Below are 15,948 nucleotides of genomic sequence, written 5' to 3' on the forward strand. Positions count from 1 at the left end.
AAAGATTCGCATTCCGATTGCCCTTAGGCAATATCCTTAGAAAGGAGGTGATCCAGCCGCACCTTCCGATACGGCTACCTTGTTACGACTTCACCCCAATCATCTGTCCCACCTTAGGCGGCTGGCTCCAAAAGGTTACCCCACCGACTTCGGGTGTTACAAACTCTCGTGGTGTGACGGGCGGTGTGTACAAGGCCCGGGAACGTATTCACCGCGGCATGCTGATCCGCGATTACTAGCGATTCCGGCTTCATGCAGGCGAGTTGCAGCCTGCAATCCGAACTGAGAATGGTTTTATGGGATTGGCTCGACCTCGCGGCTTCGCGACCCTTTGTTCCATCCATTGTAGCACGTGTGTAGCCCAGGTCATAAGGGGCATGATGATTTGACGTCATCCCCACCTTCCTCCGGTTTGTCACCGGCAGTCACCTTAGAGTGCCCAACTGAATGCTGGCAACTAAGATCAAGGGTTGCGCTCGTTGCGGGACTTAACCCAACATCTCACGACACGAGCTGACGACAACCATGCACCACCTGTCACTCTGTCCCCCGAAGGGGAACGCCCTATCTCTAGGGTTGTCAGAGGATGTCAAGACCTGGTAAGGTTCTTCGCGTTGCTTCGAATTAAACCACATGCTCCACCGCTTGTGCGGGCCCCCGTCAATTCCTTTGAGTTTCAGCCTTGCGGCCGTACTCCCCAGGCGGAGTGCTTAATGCGTTTGCTGCAGCACTAAAGGGCGGAAACCCTCTAACACTTAGCACTCATCGTTTACGGCGTGGACTACCAGGGTATCTAATCCTGTTCGCTCCCCACGCTTTCGCGCCTCAGCGTCAGTTACAGACCAGAGAGCCGCCTTCGCCACTGGTGTTCCTCCACATCTCTACGCATTTCACCGCTACACGTGGAATTCCGCTCTCCTCTTCTGCACTCAAGTCCCCCAGTTTCCAATGACCCTCCACGGTTGAGCCGTGGGCTTTCACATCAGACTTAAAGGACCGCCTGCGCGCGCTTTACGCCCAATAATTCCGGACAACGCTTGCCACCTACGTATTACCGCGGCTGCTGGCACGTAGTTAGCCGTGGCTTTCTGGTCAGGTACCGTCAAGGTACCGGCAGTTACTCCGATACTTGTTCTTCCCTGACAACAGAGCTTTACGACCCGAAGGCCTTCATCGCTCACGCGGCGTTGCTCCGTCAGACTTTCGTCCATTGCGGAAGATTCCCTACTGCTGCCTCCCGTAGGAGTCTGGGCCGTGTCTCAGTCCCAGTGTGGCCGATCACCCTCTCAGGTCGGCTACGCATCGTCGCCTTGGTGAGCCGTTACCTCACCAACTAGCTAATGCGCCGCGGGCCCATCTGTAAGTGACAGCCGAAACCGTCTTTCAGCTTTCCCTCATGAGAGAGAAAGGATTATCCGGTATTAGCTCCGGTTTCCCGAAGTTATCCCAGTCTTACAGGCAGGTTGCCCACGTGTTACTCACCCGTCCGCCGCTGATCTTCAAAAGCAAGCTAATGAAGATCCGCTCGACTTGCATGTATTAGGCACGCCGCCAGCGTTCGTCCTGAGCCAGGATCAAACTCTCCAAGAAAGAGTTATGAGTTAGCTCATAAAATAAAACGTTGGCTCTTGTCTTCTATAATAGAAGCAAGAATATTATTGTTTGTTGACGCTTGTTTGTTTAGTTTTCAAAGAGCAATTTACTTAGCGCGTCGCCTTGAAGCGACTTTACTAATATATCATCCGGTGTTTTTTCTGTCAACATTTTTTAAAAAATGTTTTCTGTTGAAAAACACTTATGAAGATTTCAACCGTCTGCCGCGAAAATGTTTTTTGCCGTGTTTCGCAGCGACGGTTATTAATATACCAAGGATATTTAAAATGGTCAATAGCTTTTTTTACTTTTTTAAAATAGTTTTTCAGAAGCTTGATAATATCGGTGATAAATACCTTGCCCTTTCGTTTCAACCTTAACTACATCTATGACTTTCTTTTCAATTAAGTATTCTATAAGGATCCCCAGATCTACTGAGTAGGATGCGAGTTCAGGATGAGCCATCATTTCATTGAAGGACCAGTACTCTCTTTCTTCAAGCACTTCATTCAGGTGCTGGGTGCCCACTTTTGTTCTTTTATGAATCAGGAATTCACTGGCCAGGAATAAAAGCTCCAGCCTTTTTTCGATCGTCTCCTCGCTGCAAACCAATTCTTCATATAATTTATAAATTTCGGGTTCGATTTGTTTTACTTGATGCCAAACTGTCACTTCCGGATGGAATCCACTTTCAATCACAGCCAACCTGGCTAAGTGATGCAGAGAATGGACAACATGATTATAGGCATCGAGATAATGGTAGTTGTCAAAGAATGCTTTTCCATCTGTATATCTCCTGATGAGTTTGGCGAATTCGATCCCCATTTTTATTTTCCTTCCAAAGAACGGGAATTCCTTCAATTCATGTTTTAGGTTTGCAATCCGTTCATTTCGGTCAAAAACAATCTTCCCATTATAAAGCCAGTCAAATATTTTTTTATTATTGCCAATCAGCAGCCAGTCGTAGATTTGCTTCTCTGTTACGATGTGCATGGCCGCTTTCTTATCGTTATAAGAATAATGTTTAACAAATACAGGATCATCGTTTTCTTTTACAATGATCAGTAATATAACATCAAATGTATCGGTGGTAGGAAAGGCCTTTTGCCTTTTCTCGACCATTACTACCCCCACTGTATTTGGATGGCTTGCTCGTTCTTGATAAATCGAACGAAGAATATCCTCCATAGTAAACTCCTCCATTTGTTTGTTAGCATATATGTTCGACAATTATATAAAAACTCCTGCATTTTCTCTAGACATTTTTCGACAGCGGGGTAAGACTTTTTTATGATTATCTTGCCGCAAATGATATGATATAGTTAGATTTTAGGGAGGGAAATTGATGGCTAAATATTCAAGTAAAATAAATAAAATCCGTACCTTCGCATTAAGCCTGATTTTTATCGGCTTTATCGTTATGTATGCAGGTATTTTCTTTCGGAATTCACCTTTGATCATGACGATCTTCATGATTCTGGGATTGCTTTTCATCATTGCCAGTACTGTCGTTTATTTCTGGATCGGTCTCTTGTCGACAAAAACCGTGCAGGTTGTCTGTCCAAACTGCGGCAAAACAACTAAAATTCTTGGCAGGGTAGACCTTTGCATGTATTGCAATGAACCGTTGACCCTCGATCCGGCACTCGAAGGCAAGGAATTTGATGAAAGTTATAATAAGAAACAAAAATAGAACTCGGCACTTGCCGAGTTCTTCTTATTTACACAAAAAGAAAAACTGATAGCATCCGCCATCAGCCTTTATATTTAATGCGCTTCTTTTGCCGAGCAATCTGGGCAAGTGCCGTAAATCTCCATCCTGTGGTTTCCTACTTTGAATCCTGTCACATGTGAAGCCAGGTGTTCAACTTCATCCAATCCTGGATAATGGAAATCAACAATCTTCCCGCATTTTTCACAGATCACATGATAATGATGGGAAGTTACAAAATCAAAACGGCTTGAGGCATCTCCATATGTCAGTTCCTTAACCAATCCAACTTCACGGAATACTCTCAAATTGTTATAAACTGTCGCTACGCTCATATTTGGGAATTTCCCTTCAAGCGCCTTATAGATGTCATCTGCTGTCGGGTGCGACATTGAGTTTATCAAATATTCGAGTATCGCATGACGTTGCGGAGTAATACGGACTCCTGTATCCTTTAAGGTATCCAGGGCTTCTTTAAGCTGACTCTGTACCACCGCCATGCACCTCACTTTTCTTTAGATTATAATTCTTATTTTATAATATTTATAATTAGTGTACTAATTTCATTCCACTTTTGTCAATATTAGTACCTCACAAACCAGATAAAATTCAGTTTCCCTTTACTTCCTGGTGCAGGGTTTGCTCCTTCGAGCCAAGTTGCAAATTGACATAACGTGCTGCGACGAACAAAAAGTCTGAGAGTCGGTTCAAATATGACAGAACCAGAGGGTTGATGTCATCACCAAGTCCGACAGCCTGGCGCTCTGCTCTTCTCGCTACTGTACGGGCGACATGGAGAGCAGCGCCGGCCTGATGCCCCCCTGGAAGAATGAAATTCGTTAATTGGGGCAGTGATGCATCCCACGCATCTATTGTTTTCTCCAGCTCTTGGATATCCTTTTCCTCGAGTGTCCATTTCACTTCTTTCCCAGCAGGGGTGGCGAGCTCTGCCCCAACATGGAATAAGACAGTCTGGATTTTATGGAAGATTCCGAGCAGCTCTTCCTTTCCGGTAAAATATTCAGCCTGCAAGTAACTCAGCGAAAGGCCAATCATTGAATTTGTTTCATCACATGTACCATATGCTTCTACCCGGGCATCATTTTTACTCACTCTTGAACCGTAAATGAGCGATGTCGTCCCCTTATCGCCAGTCTTCGTATAAATCTTCATTTTTTAATACCCCCTGTCCAAGTCAATCACATTTTTATAATCGGTGCCGTTTTGTATATATGTATTCAAATTTTGTTTAAAGATTTCAAAAGATCTCGGCATATAGTTTTTAGTCAGGCTGGATATGTGCGGTGTGACTGTGACATTATCCATTTTCCAAAACGGGTGCCCATCTCTCAACGGCTCTCTATAAAACACATCCAAATACGCGTGTGCAATCCGCTTTTCCTGCATAGCCGTCAGTAAAACTTCGTCCTTGACCAAATCACCCCGGCCAATATTAATGAAAACCGCTGTATCCTTCATCAGTTCAAAATGTTCACCCTTAAGAAAATGCTTCGTTTCATTTGTGCTCGGCAATACAGAAACAATGAAGTCCGCTTCAGGCAAGGCCTCTTTAAAGCTATCCATCGTATAAACCTGATCAGCCCACTCCGTTTCAGCTCCACTCCTGTTCACGCCAATCGTTTTCATATTGAAAGCTTTTGCCAGTCTCGCCACTTCGCCGCCAATTGCCCCTATACCTAGAATGAGCAATGTCTTGCCGTACAATTCCCCCATAGGCAATTTGCGTTCCCACGCTTCGTTCTTCTCGTTTTCCCACAGGGTCCTCATTTGCTTAACATGCTGAAGCATCATGCCCAATGTAAATTCAGCCATTGGAATTTTATGAATTCCCCTGACATTGGTCACTAAAATCCCTCGTTGCTTGCATGCCTCGAATGGCATACGGTCCAAACCGGCAGACATGACCATGATCCACTTCAACTTATTTGCTCTGCAGATCAATTCTTCGGTCAAATCCTCTCCATATGTAAGAAAAACCTCAGCCTCCAAAAACAAATCTTCCTTTATACCTTTATGGAATTCAAAATTAATCTGAGGATACATTCTTTTCACATCAGCCTGCAGCGATTCTGCTGGCAGGATAGCAGAATAAATGTTCAACTGTATCAAACCCTTCGCTCATTAGTCGTACTAATAATTGTAATAATTTTCACTCTTTTAAACAACTTACAAGGCTGAAAAATCATAAAAAAAGGCGAGCTGTTTTCAGCCCGCTAAATTGTTTGAGGAGGTATGCCCTAATACAATGATATTCAGTTAAGACGAAAATGAATGGACAGTAGCCTGTATTGAAAAAAATAGGCGAAAAAATTTCAAATAAAAAAGACAGCCTATATGGCTGCCCAAAATTTAAAGAGAATTTTTAATAAAATCAAGTGCCTCTTCGACATGGCCCTTTACTTTCACCTTGCGCCATTCCTTCACCAGGTTTCCTTCTTTATCAATAATGAAGGTGGACCGTTCAATCCCCATGTATTCCTTGCCAAAATTCTTCTTAAGCGTCCAAACTCCATAAGCCTCAGCGACTTTATGATCTTCATCCGCCAGAAGAAGAAAAGGCAATCCATGTTTTTCTATAAATTTTTCATGACGATTGACCGGGTCCGGACTTACCCCAAGAATAACTGCATTCAACCCTTCAAAACTTTCATGATGGTCCCTGAAGTCACATGCTTCCGTTGTACAGCCTGGCGTCATGTCTTTTGGGTAAAAATAAAGCACTACATTCTTCCCTTTGAAGTCAGACAGCTTAACTATTTCCCCGCTGCTTGCTGGCATTTCGAAATATGGCGCTTTTTCACCTATTGCTAAGGTCATTATGTATCCCTCCGAATTTAGAATCTGTATCACTAGACTATCTAAATTCTGGGTGGAATACAAATTAGATGCCATATCAGGCCTTTTTATGGTCAAACACCGCCCTGGTCACAAACGCTGCAGGGATTGTATAGCCGACTAGCGCTTCAAATACGGCAATCACACGCCCAACACCAACCGGCGCAATATCACCATAGCCAACCGAGAAAAGTGTGATTGCGCTAAAGTACATGCTTGTTCCCATTCTTTCATAAGAAGAAGTGCTCGGCCGCATGCTAACATCCGACAGAACCCATATGCCTCTCAGATCCAGAAGATAATAAAGCAATCCAAATCCCGCCATCACAATTGCATAAATGAGCGCAAGGGTGATGAAGTTTTCAAGCGATACTTGTTTCCCTTTTATCTTATGAGGTACAAATAATGTCCTTAAACTCAAAAAAATAGCGCCAATAATCAGGAAGATCGATAGATAGAAAAGCATCTCTTAGCCTCATTTCACGCATCTCTCCCTTCATCTATACGCTCACGGGAATAAGAGTATGCAAGCAAGTCCCAGGGCTAAATTAAATTGATGCGGAGGACTTTCCAGAAAGCTTCCCCTCACAAAATTGATCCTAATGCAATACCCCTCGGCTAATCATCCCAACAAGGCATACCATAAAAAAGCCGCGGTTCAATAAAACCGCGGCCAAAAAAATTTATTCAGTTTCCTGCTCCCCGATACCTTTTCACTCCCTCATTCCAAATGAATACGGACAAGCTGAAAAAGACGAGCCCGATTACTGGTGTCAGAAAAGAGTATCCATACCATTCCTCACGCCCGAGAAAGTAGGCAGCCGGATAGACACCGACAAAGGCGAACGGCAGGATCCATGTCAGCACAAATCGGATTGCCTTGTTATAAATGTCTACAGGATAGCGGCCGTAATTTCCAATATTGTACATCATCGGCATGATCGATGTCCTTGCATCTGCCCAGAAGCTGATGCAGGCGATCATCACAAATATCCCTGCATACACAAGGACACCGCCGAGGACGAGCACAATGAACAGCAGCGGATCGTGCCAGCTGATTCCAAGACCAATTCTGCTTCCGGCATAAAACATTACAGCAAGCCCAGTGATAGCTCCGAACAATGATTCAAGTTCCATCCGTTCGAGGATGATCTGGAACAGGCTGTGGATCGGCCGTGTCAGGATCCGGTCCAGCTCTCCTTTTACAATATAGCGTTCATTGAAGTCCCAAATATTAAAAAAGGACGAAAAAAGAGCGAATGGCACGAGGAAAAATCCATAGATAAAAATGATTTCGTCACGGCTCCATCCGTTCAGGAAATTGGTATGATCAAACACAACCAAAATAAAAATCAGATTAACTGCCTGAAACAACAAATCCGAAAATATCTCAACAAATAAATCTGCCCTGTATTCAAGCCTTGTTTTCATATACTGGGCGACATATTGAAAAAACATGCTAAAGTAAAACATCCAGTCACCCTCCTTGAATAATCAGCTGTTTCTTAGCAATGACCCAAAGAACCTGGACTGGAATCACCAAGATCAATACCCATGCAGCCTGAAGCAGGAGACCTTCGACTGCCTGACTGCCACTGAATCCATTTGTGAAGATCATGCTTGGGATATAGCTGATTCCCTGGAACGGCAAATATTTCATAATTTCCTGGGACCAGCCGGGAAAAAAGCTGATCGGGAGCAGAAGCCCTGAAAACAAATCGATCAGAACGCGCTTGGCCCGAATCAGGCCTGTATTATTATATAAGAAGAAAGTGGTGATTCCCGTCAACAAATTCAATTGCGTGTTGATGAAAAAGCTGAGCATTATCGAAACAGCGAACATTCCCCAGGTAGCCGCATCCGCAGAAAATTCCATTGGAAAAATCAATGCAACGATGACCATTCCCGGCACGGAAAAGAAGAACAATCTGAAGATGCCTTCACCCAAGCCTTGCATTGTTTTCATTCCCAGATAGCTGTATGGCCTGATCAGCTCGACAGCTACCTTCCCTTCCTTGATTTCCGTCGCCATTTCACGGTCGATATTGTTAAAATAAAACGCCCTCGCCATCCAGGCGACCGCTACATATGTCGTCATCTGCAACGCACTCAAGCCTTCGATTTCGCTTTTCCCGCCATAAATGGCGTTCCAAAGAAAATAGTAAGCGCCGATATTGATGCTGTATATCAGAATTCCCGTGTAATAATTCGTCCTGTATGCAAGCATCATCAAAAAGCGGATTCTGATCATTTCAAGATATTTATCCATGCTGCATCATCCCTTTTTCATAGATATTGCGGATGATTTCTTCGGTGGACGGCTCATTGATCTTCACATCCCGCACCTTATAAGCAGCAACAGTACGGGCGATTACCTGTGAAACTGCTTCATCATCATCACCGGTAACAGCAGTAAAAATTTGTTTTTTTTCATCAAGCTCCCATTTTGCCTCGAGGTCCTGCGTTAACACTTCTAAGCGGCTCAGGTCTGCTTTTTCAAGGAACTCAAAGCTTATTTCCTTTCCTTCGCCCCATTTTTCCTTGAGGCTTTTCAAGGCACCATCATAAATGATATTTCCTTCATCAAGCATGATGACCCGCTCGCATAAAGCCTCGATATCTGTGAGGTCATGCGTCGTAAGCAGGATGGTAGTATTGTATTTTTCATTGATTTCCTTCAAAAACTCCCTGATCTTCAGCTTGACGAGAACGTCCAGACCAATGGTCGGCTCATCAAGGAATAGCAGCGGCGGGTTATGGATCAATGCTGCCGCAAGCTCGCAGCGCATCCTCTGACCCAAAGAAAGTTTTCTCACTGGTTTATCAAGCAGAGGCTCGATATCAAGCGTCTTGATGACATGGTCCATGTGCTCGTTATAATGTGCGTCCGAAACTTTGTATACCTTCTTCAACAGGCGGAACGATTCCTGGACAGCAATGTCCCACCAAAGCTGGGAACGCTGTCCGAACACGACGCCGATTGTCTGGACAAATCTTTCCCTTTCCTTATGCGGGTTCATCCCATTGACGATGACACTGCCTGAAGTCGGTGTCAGGATCCCTGTCAGCATTTTGATGGTCGTCGATTTCCCGGCACCATTTTCTCCTATATAACCGACCATCTCACCCTGTTTGACCGTAAAGTTAATGTCATTCACTGCTGGCACTATTTTATAATTGCGTGTAAAAAGGTCGCGGAAAGCTCCCGATAAACCCGATCTGCTTGAATAAGACTTGAATTCCTTCCGCAGCCCGTTCACTTCAATGGCATTCATTATATATTCCTCCTTAGCTCACTCAAACAGTTTAGCCAATCCTTCCGGGTAAAACAAATGCTACGCCTGATTTTTTCAGTTAAAGGCTACAGGCTTCAACGAAGGAGGCAGTATCCGGTAATGCTCAAAAGTGAACGAAAAGTGAAACAATCTATAAAAAAGAGAAATAATGATAAAATAGAGAAGCAATTACATATAGGAGGGTTTACAATGCAAAGAACCAATTCGGAACGCATACATAATGAGGCGCTTGAACATATCGTTGGCGGCGTCAACAGTCCATCCCGTTCCTACAAGGCAGTAGGAGGCGGAGCCCCTGTTGTCATGGAGCGTGCCCAGGGAGCATACTTCTGGGATGTGGACGGCAATCAATATATCGACTATCTGGCGGCATACGGACCAATCATCACAGGGCATGCGCATCCCCATATTACGGAAGCAATCAGACGGGCTGCGGAAACAGGTGTATTGTACGGTACCCCGACACCGCATGAAGTCAAATTTGCTAAAATGCTGAAGGAAGCAATGCCAGCGCTGGATAAAGTCCGTTTCGTCAACTCCGGCACAGAGGCAGTCATGACGACCATCCGGGTTGCCCGCGCATACACAGGACGTGATAAAATCATCAAATTTGCCGGCTGCTACCATGGACATTCGGACCTTGTGCTCGTTGCGGCAGGATCCGGACCTTCCACTCTCGGAACACCTGATTCAGCAGGTGTCCCAAAAAGCATCGCACAGGAAGTCATTACAGTCCCGTTCAATGATATCGAGCCTTTCAAGGAGGCACTTGAAAAACGGGGCAACCAAATCGCTGCGGTCCTGGTCGAGCCGATTGTCGGCAATTTTGGAATCGTTGAACCTAAACCAGGATTTTTAGAGGAAGTAAAGGCGCTTACGCATCAGGCCGGAGCACTCATCGTTTTTGACGAGGTTATCACCGCTTTCCGTTTTATGTACGGAGGAGCCCAGGATATGCTGGGAATCACCCCTGATTTAACTGCACTCGGTAAAATCATCGGCGGTGGATTGCCGATTGGGGCTTATGGCGGACGTGCTGAAATCATGGAAAAAGTGGCACCTCTTGGCCCTGCTTACCAGGCTGGGACAATGGCTGGGAATCCGGCTTCCATTCTATCGGGCATCGCCTGTCTCGAGGTACTTAAACAGGATGGCGTATACGACTATCTCGACAAACTTGGTGCGATGCTTGAGGAAGGGATTACTGCTTCAGCAAGTAAACACGGCATCCCAATCACAATCAACCGATTGAAAGGTGCTCTGACCATCTACTTCACTACCGAAAAAATTGAAAACTACGAGCAGGCAGAAAACACCGATGGAGAAATGTTTGCGCGCTTCTTCAACCTGATGCTGGAACAAGGCATTAATTTGGCCCCGTCAAAATATGAAGCTTGGTTTGTGACCATCGCCCACACTGAGGAAGACATCGACGCAACCCTCCATGCAGTGGATCAGGCATTTTATTCAATGAACGATGAATAATTATACAATATTCTATACAAACAAGGAGCCATTTCGGCTCCTGTTTTTTTGTTCTCTTAAAATGAAAACGTTTACAATAAAGGATGTCTTTTAATTAAATTCATTTACCTTATAATTTTTACCATCCACACTTTTGTATAATTAATTGATTTCTGAAAATTCTTATGATATTATAGTAATTAATATTCTGAAAATTCGCCAATCATATGGCCGCTTAAATCCCTGCTTCAAATTCCCGTCTAAACGCTTTACCCTCATGTACAAAGCTATCAAACAATCTAATCATAGATTATTTTTTCAGGAGGTGAACCGGCTTAAAGGAATCCCTTTTACAAGCCGAATTTTATGACATTACAATGGACCCCTTCCCAATTTAAAGATTTTTCGAGGTTCGAACACGATGCCTGTGGAATTGTTGCAAGCATTGAAAAGAAGAAGATTCCTACCCGCGAGAATATTTTCCACTGCATCGATGGACTCGTCACTATGAATCACCGTGCAGGATTCATCAATGGTGAGGGTGATGGCGTGGGTGTACACATTGACATCCCTCGCACTCTATGGAAAGAAAAGCTTTCAGCAGCTGGAGCAGATGAGAATGCTGTTGATGGTGAAAACTTTGTCGTCGGACATGTTTTTATCTCTAGATCTGAACAGGCGAAAGCTATCCAGGGTGAACTTGAGCAAAAACTAGCAGAACTAAATATGAAACTTTTATTTTCATCTGTTGATGTGACAATTCCGGATGCATTGGGACCAATCGCAATCCAGGAAAATCCGGTGTTCTGGCAGTTTGCATGCCTCGCAGACCAAACAGGGCACGAGCTTTCAAGCAGGCTTTTTACTATGATTGTAGATTTCGAGAAGAATGAAAAGGTGCATGTAGCTTCGCTCAGCCAATATCATGCCGTATATAAAGTTATGGGTGCTGGCGATATCCTGCCAAAATACTACCATGACCTTGCGAGCCCGCTGGTTGCTTCCACAATGACCCTTGGGCACAACCGCTATTCAACTAATACTCTATCAAGCTTTTTCCGCGTCCAGCCTTTCAGCGTCCTGGGCCATAACGGAGAGATCAATACGATTGCAAGACTTCGTGACGAAGCAAGAATGGTCAATGTTCCGCTTGTAAAAGACGGAAGTGATTCACAGGATCTTAGCCGTACGCTTGAAACGTTTATTTGCCGTGATGGTTATTCACTATTCGAGGCGATGGACATGATGTTCCCGCCAATCATCAATGAGATCAAGGCATACCCGGATCATTTGCAAGATTTATATACTTATATCCGCGAAGCCTGGGGCCATTTCGCCCAGGGACCGGCCGGCATCATTTCCCGCTTTGCCGACGAAGCTGTTTTTAGCGTGGATGCGCTTGGACTTCGCCCGGTTTGGATGGTAGAAACGGAAAGTTCTTACCTATTCTCATCAGAACCGGGAATCATCCCGTCGACTGAATATACAGGAGACCCGAAGCCACTGGCACCTGGTGAGAAGGTCGGCTTGAAATGGAATGGCGACACGATTGAAGTATTTGAACATGAACAATTCCAGGGCGAGGTTTATAAACGTTTTTCACAGCGTCTGGCTTTCAAAGATTCACGACATCGTCTAGCAGCTCCAAAGCTTGCCAAAACCGTCACGATGACCTATCCGGATAAAATCCATAACGGACAATATAAAGCATTCGGCTGGGAACGTGACCACGTTCAATTAGTCGAACAGATGGCAGAAAAAGGAGCTGAACCTATCCGTTCGCTTGGGCATGACGCTCCACTTGCTGCACTCAATCCTGAGCGCAAAAACATCGCTGACTTTATCAAAGAAAGTGTCGCCGTCGTAACGAACCCTGCCATTGACCGCGATCGCGAAGCTGAACATTTCTCAACAAGGACTGTTCTGGGTACGCGTCCTTCCCTATTTGCTAAAGCGGAAACAGGAAAGGTAGTCGAATTGCTCACTCCTCTCCTTGTTGAAGGCAAAGCTGGTTACGAGGTTTCATTGCAGACTGGCCAGCCAAGCATGGACCAGGTCATCCAGTGCTATCAGGAAGACAAACTGGCTGCATACCTGGAAACAGTGTTCAGCAATGACGAGACTGTAAAGGATGCCATTGAGAGGCTTGCTGGAGAAGCGCTCGAGGCTGTGAAGGGCGGCAAGACATTGCTTGTTCTGGATGATGCCATGGCACACCAGGAAAATGCCCTCTGGCTTGACCCGCATCTCGTTGTGTCAGCAATCGACCAGGCACTTGTTAAGGAAGGACTGCGCCGTGAATGTTCACTTCTATTGCGTTCCGCTTCCCTAAGATCACTGCATGATATCATCTTAGCACTTGGTCTCGGAGCAGACGCTGTCAGCCCATACTATATGTTCATGACCGTATTGGATGAGTCTGTCAAGCCGCTCGTTAACCTGTACAGTGCCTTGACGAAAGGACTTGAAAAAGTCATCTCAACAATAGGTATTCATGAATTGCGCGGATATGGACGCTTATTCTCAAGCATCGGATTGAACGAGGAAGTTGCAGATTTCCTGATGATCGTGAATTTCTTCGGCTCTAATGAACTGACACACGGCTTTGTAGCAATGAAAGAAGATGCAATTGCCAGAGCAGCTGATTTCCAGAACGAAAAAGAACGGATCGGGAAGACTTTCCACCTGTTCCCTCGTATCTGGAAGGCAATTGGTGAGGTAGCTTCTACCGGGGACTATAGTGTTTACCGTGAAAAAATTACCGAGCAAGAAGAAGCCAATCCAACAACTATACGCCATTTGACTGGATTGAAGAAGGCTTCATCCGCTGTTTCAGTGGATGAAGTAGAAATCGGTGTTGGAGAACACAGCCTACCATTTGTCATTGCTTCGATGTCATTTGGTTCACAGAATGAAATCGCCTTCCGTGCTTATGCAGAAGGTGCCGATCGCCTGAATATGATCAGCATGAACGGCGAGGGCGGAGAAATCAAGGATATGCTCGGCAAGTATCCGCGTACTCGCGGGCAGCAGGTTGCTTCCGGACGTTTCGGAGTGAACGCTGAATTGCTGAACTCCTCCAACCTCCTGGAAATAAAAATCGGGCAGGGAGCGAAGCCTGGCGAGGGCGGTCACCTGCCAGGATCCAAGGTTACGGCTAAAATAGCTGAAGCAAGGAATGCAACGATCGGTTCAGATTTGATTTCACCATCGAACAACCATGACATTTATTCCATTGAAGACCTTGCGCAAATGATTCATGAACTCAAGACAGCGAACGACCAGGCAAGAGTTGCCGTTAAAGTCCCTGTTGTCCCGAATATTGGTACGATAGCAGTCGGCATTGCAAAGGCAGGCGCGGACATCATCACCCTGAGCGGCTTCGATGGCGGTACAGGTGCTGCCCGTATCCACGCATTGCAGTATGTCGGACTTCCGGCTGAAATCGGCATCAAGGCTGCACACAACGCCCTGCTGGAAGCCGGTTTGCGCGACAATGTCGAGCTTTGGGCTGATGGCGGCGTCAAAAGTGCACAGGATGTCATCAAATACATGCTGCTTGGAGCGAACCGCGTCGGCTTTGGTACACTTTCAATGCTTGCCATCGGCTGTACGACTTGCCGCGGCTGCCATCTGGACACTTGCCATGTCGGCATCGCTACACAAATCGATTCTGAGGCACAGGCAAAGGAACATGGATTGCGTCGTTTCGTACCGCGCCAGTTCGACCTTGCTGTCCAGGGCATCATGAATTTATTCACTGCATTCGGAAACGAATTAAAAGCCATCGCTGCATCTGCAGGTATCAAGAATTTGCAGGAAGCAGTCGGTCATTCAGATCTTCTGGAGCAGATCAAAGGAAGAGATCTGCTTGACTTGACCTACTTGCTGAAGCCTCTGGAAATCGGCCAGATTGCCCAGCAAAAAGAAGCCTCAGCAGCCCTGGCATCCGCACAACTTCAGGTTGCTGCCGGTGCAGAATATCTAGATGCTGTTGACGAAGAGCTTCACCTGTCACGCGAATTCCAGTCGGTTACCGCTGAGCAGCGTGTCCTGGCGAGCAGGGTTTCCTGCCACCGCGTCCGCGGAAGACTCGACGGCTCATACAGGAAGCTCCAGCCAGTGTCACTCCGCTACAAAGGGTCAATTCTAGGTAACGGCCTTGGAGCGTATAATTCTGATGGCATCAACATTGAAATCGATGGCGGCAGCCAGGATGGAGTCGGTAAGACTTCATTTGGCGGCACCATTTTAATTGCCAAATCACCTGGCAAGGATGGCGATTTCTATAACGGATCAGTCGGCAAAGGGTTTGGGTACGGAGCCCAAAAAGGCTTGCTCGTAGCCCAGGGCAATGCTGACGCACGTGCCGGTATCCGTTTATCTGGAGCTGACATGATCATCGGCGGACTTGTGAAAAATCCAATTCCGGAAAAAGAATTCGGCAATATCGGTGCAAAGGCCAATATCAAAGGCTTCGCATTTGAATATATGACCAACGGGCGAGGACTTGTTCTTGGGGACCCGGGTCCATGGATTTGCGCAGGCATGACGGGCGGTGTCGTTTATCTGAGGCACCAGCCGGAAATGGGACTGACGAAGGAAGCCATCTCACGCCGTATCGCCAAAGGTGCGAATGTATCAATCAACCACCTCTCTTCAAAAGGTGTTCAGGATGTAAAAGAATTGCTGGCTCAATACGTAGAAATGCTTAAACGCCATGGCCAGAAAAAAGAAGCGGAAGAACTATCCCTTCTACTTGATCATCCAGAAGATCACTTTGTGCAGATCGTCCCTGTTAAGGAACAGGCTGATCCAGCAGTTTCAACAGAATGATTTTATGAAGAAAAGGCCCCGCTTCAGCGGAGCCTTTTGTTTTTCTCTTTATTAACTATGTAAGCGCTTATATGAAAAACAGGCTTGGTTTTCGGAAAATTGTCGCTTGAACTTCTTGGCATTCCGTTGTATAGTACATAATTGTTTAGTTTTTAACAAAATGGTTTAAAGTATAAACTATTGAATGAGATT

Annotated in this window: 12 protein-coding genes and 1 rRNA gene; 3 read left to right on the forward strand and 10 right to left on the reverse strand. The window is 45.6% G+C overall.

Annotated features, from left to right (window positions below; translation table 11 throughout):
• Window positions 1-40: 40 nt before the first annotated feature.
• A 16S ribosomal RNA gene (locus tag ACXAEA_RS18700) occupies window positions 41-1,590 on the reverse strand.
• Window positions 1,591-1,905: 315 nt separating this feature from the next.
• A complete protein-coding gene (locus ACXAEA_RS18705) occupies window positions 1,906-2,781 on the reverse strand; it encodes a nucleotidyltransferase-like protein (RefSeq protein WP_475097351.1) in 876 nt (291 codons plus the stop codon).
• Window positions 2,782-2,935: 154 nt separating this feature from the next.
• Between ACXAEA_RS18705 and ACXAEA_RS18710 the strand changes: the two genes are divergently transcribed.
• Window positions 2,936-3,286, forward strand: coding sequence for a YgzB family protein (locus ACXAEA_RS18710; RefSeq protein ID WP_475097352.1), 351 nt, complete (start codon window positions 2,936-2,938; stop codon window positions 3,284-3,286).
• 74 nt (window positions 3,287-3,360) lie between these two features.
• Here ACXAEA_RS18710 and perR read toward each other — a convergent pair whose 3' ends face one another.
• From perR to ACXAEA_RS18750, 8 genes are all read right to left on the reverse strand, one after another.
• Window positions 3,361-3,804: a peroxide-responsive transcriptional repressor PerR gene (gene perR, locus ACXAEA_RS18715; RefSeq protein WP_475097353.1), complete on the reverse strand. Its 444-nt coding sequence runs from the start codon at window positions 3,802-3,804 to the stop codon at window positions 3,361-3,363.
• Window positions 3,805-3,913: 109 nt separating this feature from the next.
• Window positions 3,914-4,477, reverse strand: coding sequence for a cob(I)yrinic acid a,c-diamide adenosyltransferase (locus ACXAEA_RS18720; RefSeq protein ID WP_475097354.1), 564 nt, complete (start codon window positions 4,475-4,477; stop codon window positions 3,914-3,916).
• Window positions 4,478-4,480: 3 nt separating this feature from the next.
• Window positions 4,481-5,425 (reverse strand): D-2-hydroxyacid dehydrogenase, encoded by a 945-nt coding sequence (locus ACXAEA_RS18725; protein ID WP_475097355.1) that lies wholly within the window; start codon window positions 5,423-5,425, stop codon window positions 4,481-4,483.
• 249 nt (window positions 5,426-5,674) lie between these two features.
• Window positions 5,675-6,142, reverse strand: coding sequence for a thioredoxin-dependent thiol peroxidase (bcp, locus tag ACXAEA_RS18730; RefSeq protein WP_475097356.1), 468 nt, complete (start codon window positions 6,140-6,142; stop codon window positions 5,675-5,677).
• A gap of 76 nt (window positions 6,143-6,218) precedes the next feature.
• Window positions 6,219-6,626 carry an ion channel gene (locus ACXAEA_RS18735; protein ID WP_475097357.1) on the reverse strand — a complete coding sequence of 136 codons (408 nt, stop codon included), beginning with the start codon at window positions 6,624-6,626 and terminating at the stop codon, window positions 6,219-6,221.
• 221 nt (window positions 6,627-6,847) lie between these two features.
• A complete protein-coding gene (locus ACXAEA_RS18740) occupies window positions 6,848-7,633 on the reverse strand; it encodes an ABC transporter permease (protein ID WP_475097358.1) in 786 nt (261 codons plus the stop codon).
• Window positions 7,634-7,637: 4 nt separating this feature from the next.
• On the reverse strand, window positions 7,638-8,429 hold the full coding sequence (locus ACXAEA_RS18745) for an ABC transporter permease (RefSeq protein WP_475097359.1): 792 nt from the start codon (window positions 8,427-8,429) through the stop codon (window positions 7,638-7,640).
• Window positions 8,422-9,435: an ABC transporter ATP-binding protein gene (locus ACXAEA_RS18750; RefSeq protein WP_475097360.1), complete on the reverse strand. Its 1,014-nt coding sequence runs from the start codon at window positions 9,433-9,435 to the stop codon at window positions 8,422-8,424. Before ACXAEA_RS18750 ends, ACXAEA_RS18745 begins: the two co-directional genes overlap by 8 nt.
• 210 nt (window positions 9,436-9,645) lie before the next feature.
• On the opposite strand from ACXAEA_RS18750, the gene ACXAEA_RS18755 reads away from it, so the two are divergent.
• A complete protein-coding gene (locus tag ACXAEA_RS18755; RefSeq protein WP_475097361.1) occupies window positions 9,646-10,941 on the forward strand; it encodes a glutamate-1-semialdehyde 2,1-aminomutase in 1,296 nt (431 codons plus the stop codon).
• A 345-nt stretch (window positions 10,942-11,286) separates the two neighbouring features.
• Window positions 11,287-15,756: a glutamate synthase-related protein gene (locus ACXAEA_RS18760; protein WP_475097362.1), complete on the forward strand. Its 4,470-nt coding sequence runs from the start codon at window positions 11,287-11,289 to the stop codon at window positions 15,754-15,756.
• The last annotated feature ends 192 nt before the right edge of the window (window positions 15,757-15,948 follow it).

It is taken from the genome of Mesobacillus sp. ABV4_180 (assembly GCF_056158485.1).

Coding starts and splice junctions, on each gene's coding strand:
- ACXAEA_RS18705 (WP_475097351.1), bottom strand. CDS start 2,781: ATGGAGGATATTCTTCGTTCGATTTATCAAGAACGAGCAAGCCATCCA.
- perR (WP_475097353.1), bottom strand. CDS start 3,804: ATGGCGGTGGTACAGAGTCAGCTTAAAGAAGCCCTGGATACCTTAAAG.
- ACXAEA_RS18720 (WP_475097354.1), bottom strand. CDS start 4,477: ATGAAGATTTATACGAAGACTGGCGATAAGGGGACGACATCGCTCATT.
- bcp (WP_475097356.1), bottom strand. CDS start 6,142: ATGACCTTAGCAATAGGTGAAAAAGCGCCATATTTCGAAATGCCAGCA.
- ACXAEA_RS18735 (WP_475097357.1), bottom strand. CDS start 6,626: ATGCTTTTCTATCTATCGATCTTCCTGATTATTGGCGCTATTTTTTTG.
- ACXAEA_RS18740 (WP_475097358.1), bottom strand. CDS start 7,633: ATGTTTTACTTTAGCATGTTTTTTCAATATGTCGCCCAGTATATGAAA.
- ACXAEA_RS18745 (WP_475097359.1), bottom strand. CDS start 8,429: ATGGATAAATATCTTGAAATGATCAGAATCCGCTTTTTGATGATGCTT.
- ACXAEA_RS18750 (WP_475097360.1), bottom strand. CDS start 9,435: ATGAATGCCATTGAAGTGAACGGGCTGCGGAAGGAATTCAAGTCTTAT.
- ACXAEA_RS18755 (WP_475097361.1), top strand. CDS start 9,646: ATGCAAAGAACCAATTCGGAACGCATACATAATGAGGCGCTTGAACAT.
- ACXAEA_RS18760 (WP_475097362.1), top strand. CDS start 11,287: ATGACATTACAATGGACCCCTTCCCAATTTAAAGATTTTTCGAGGTTC.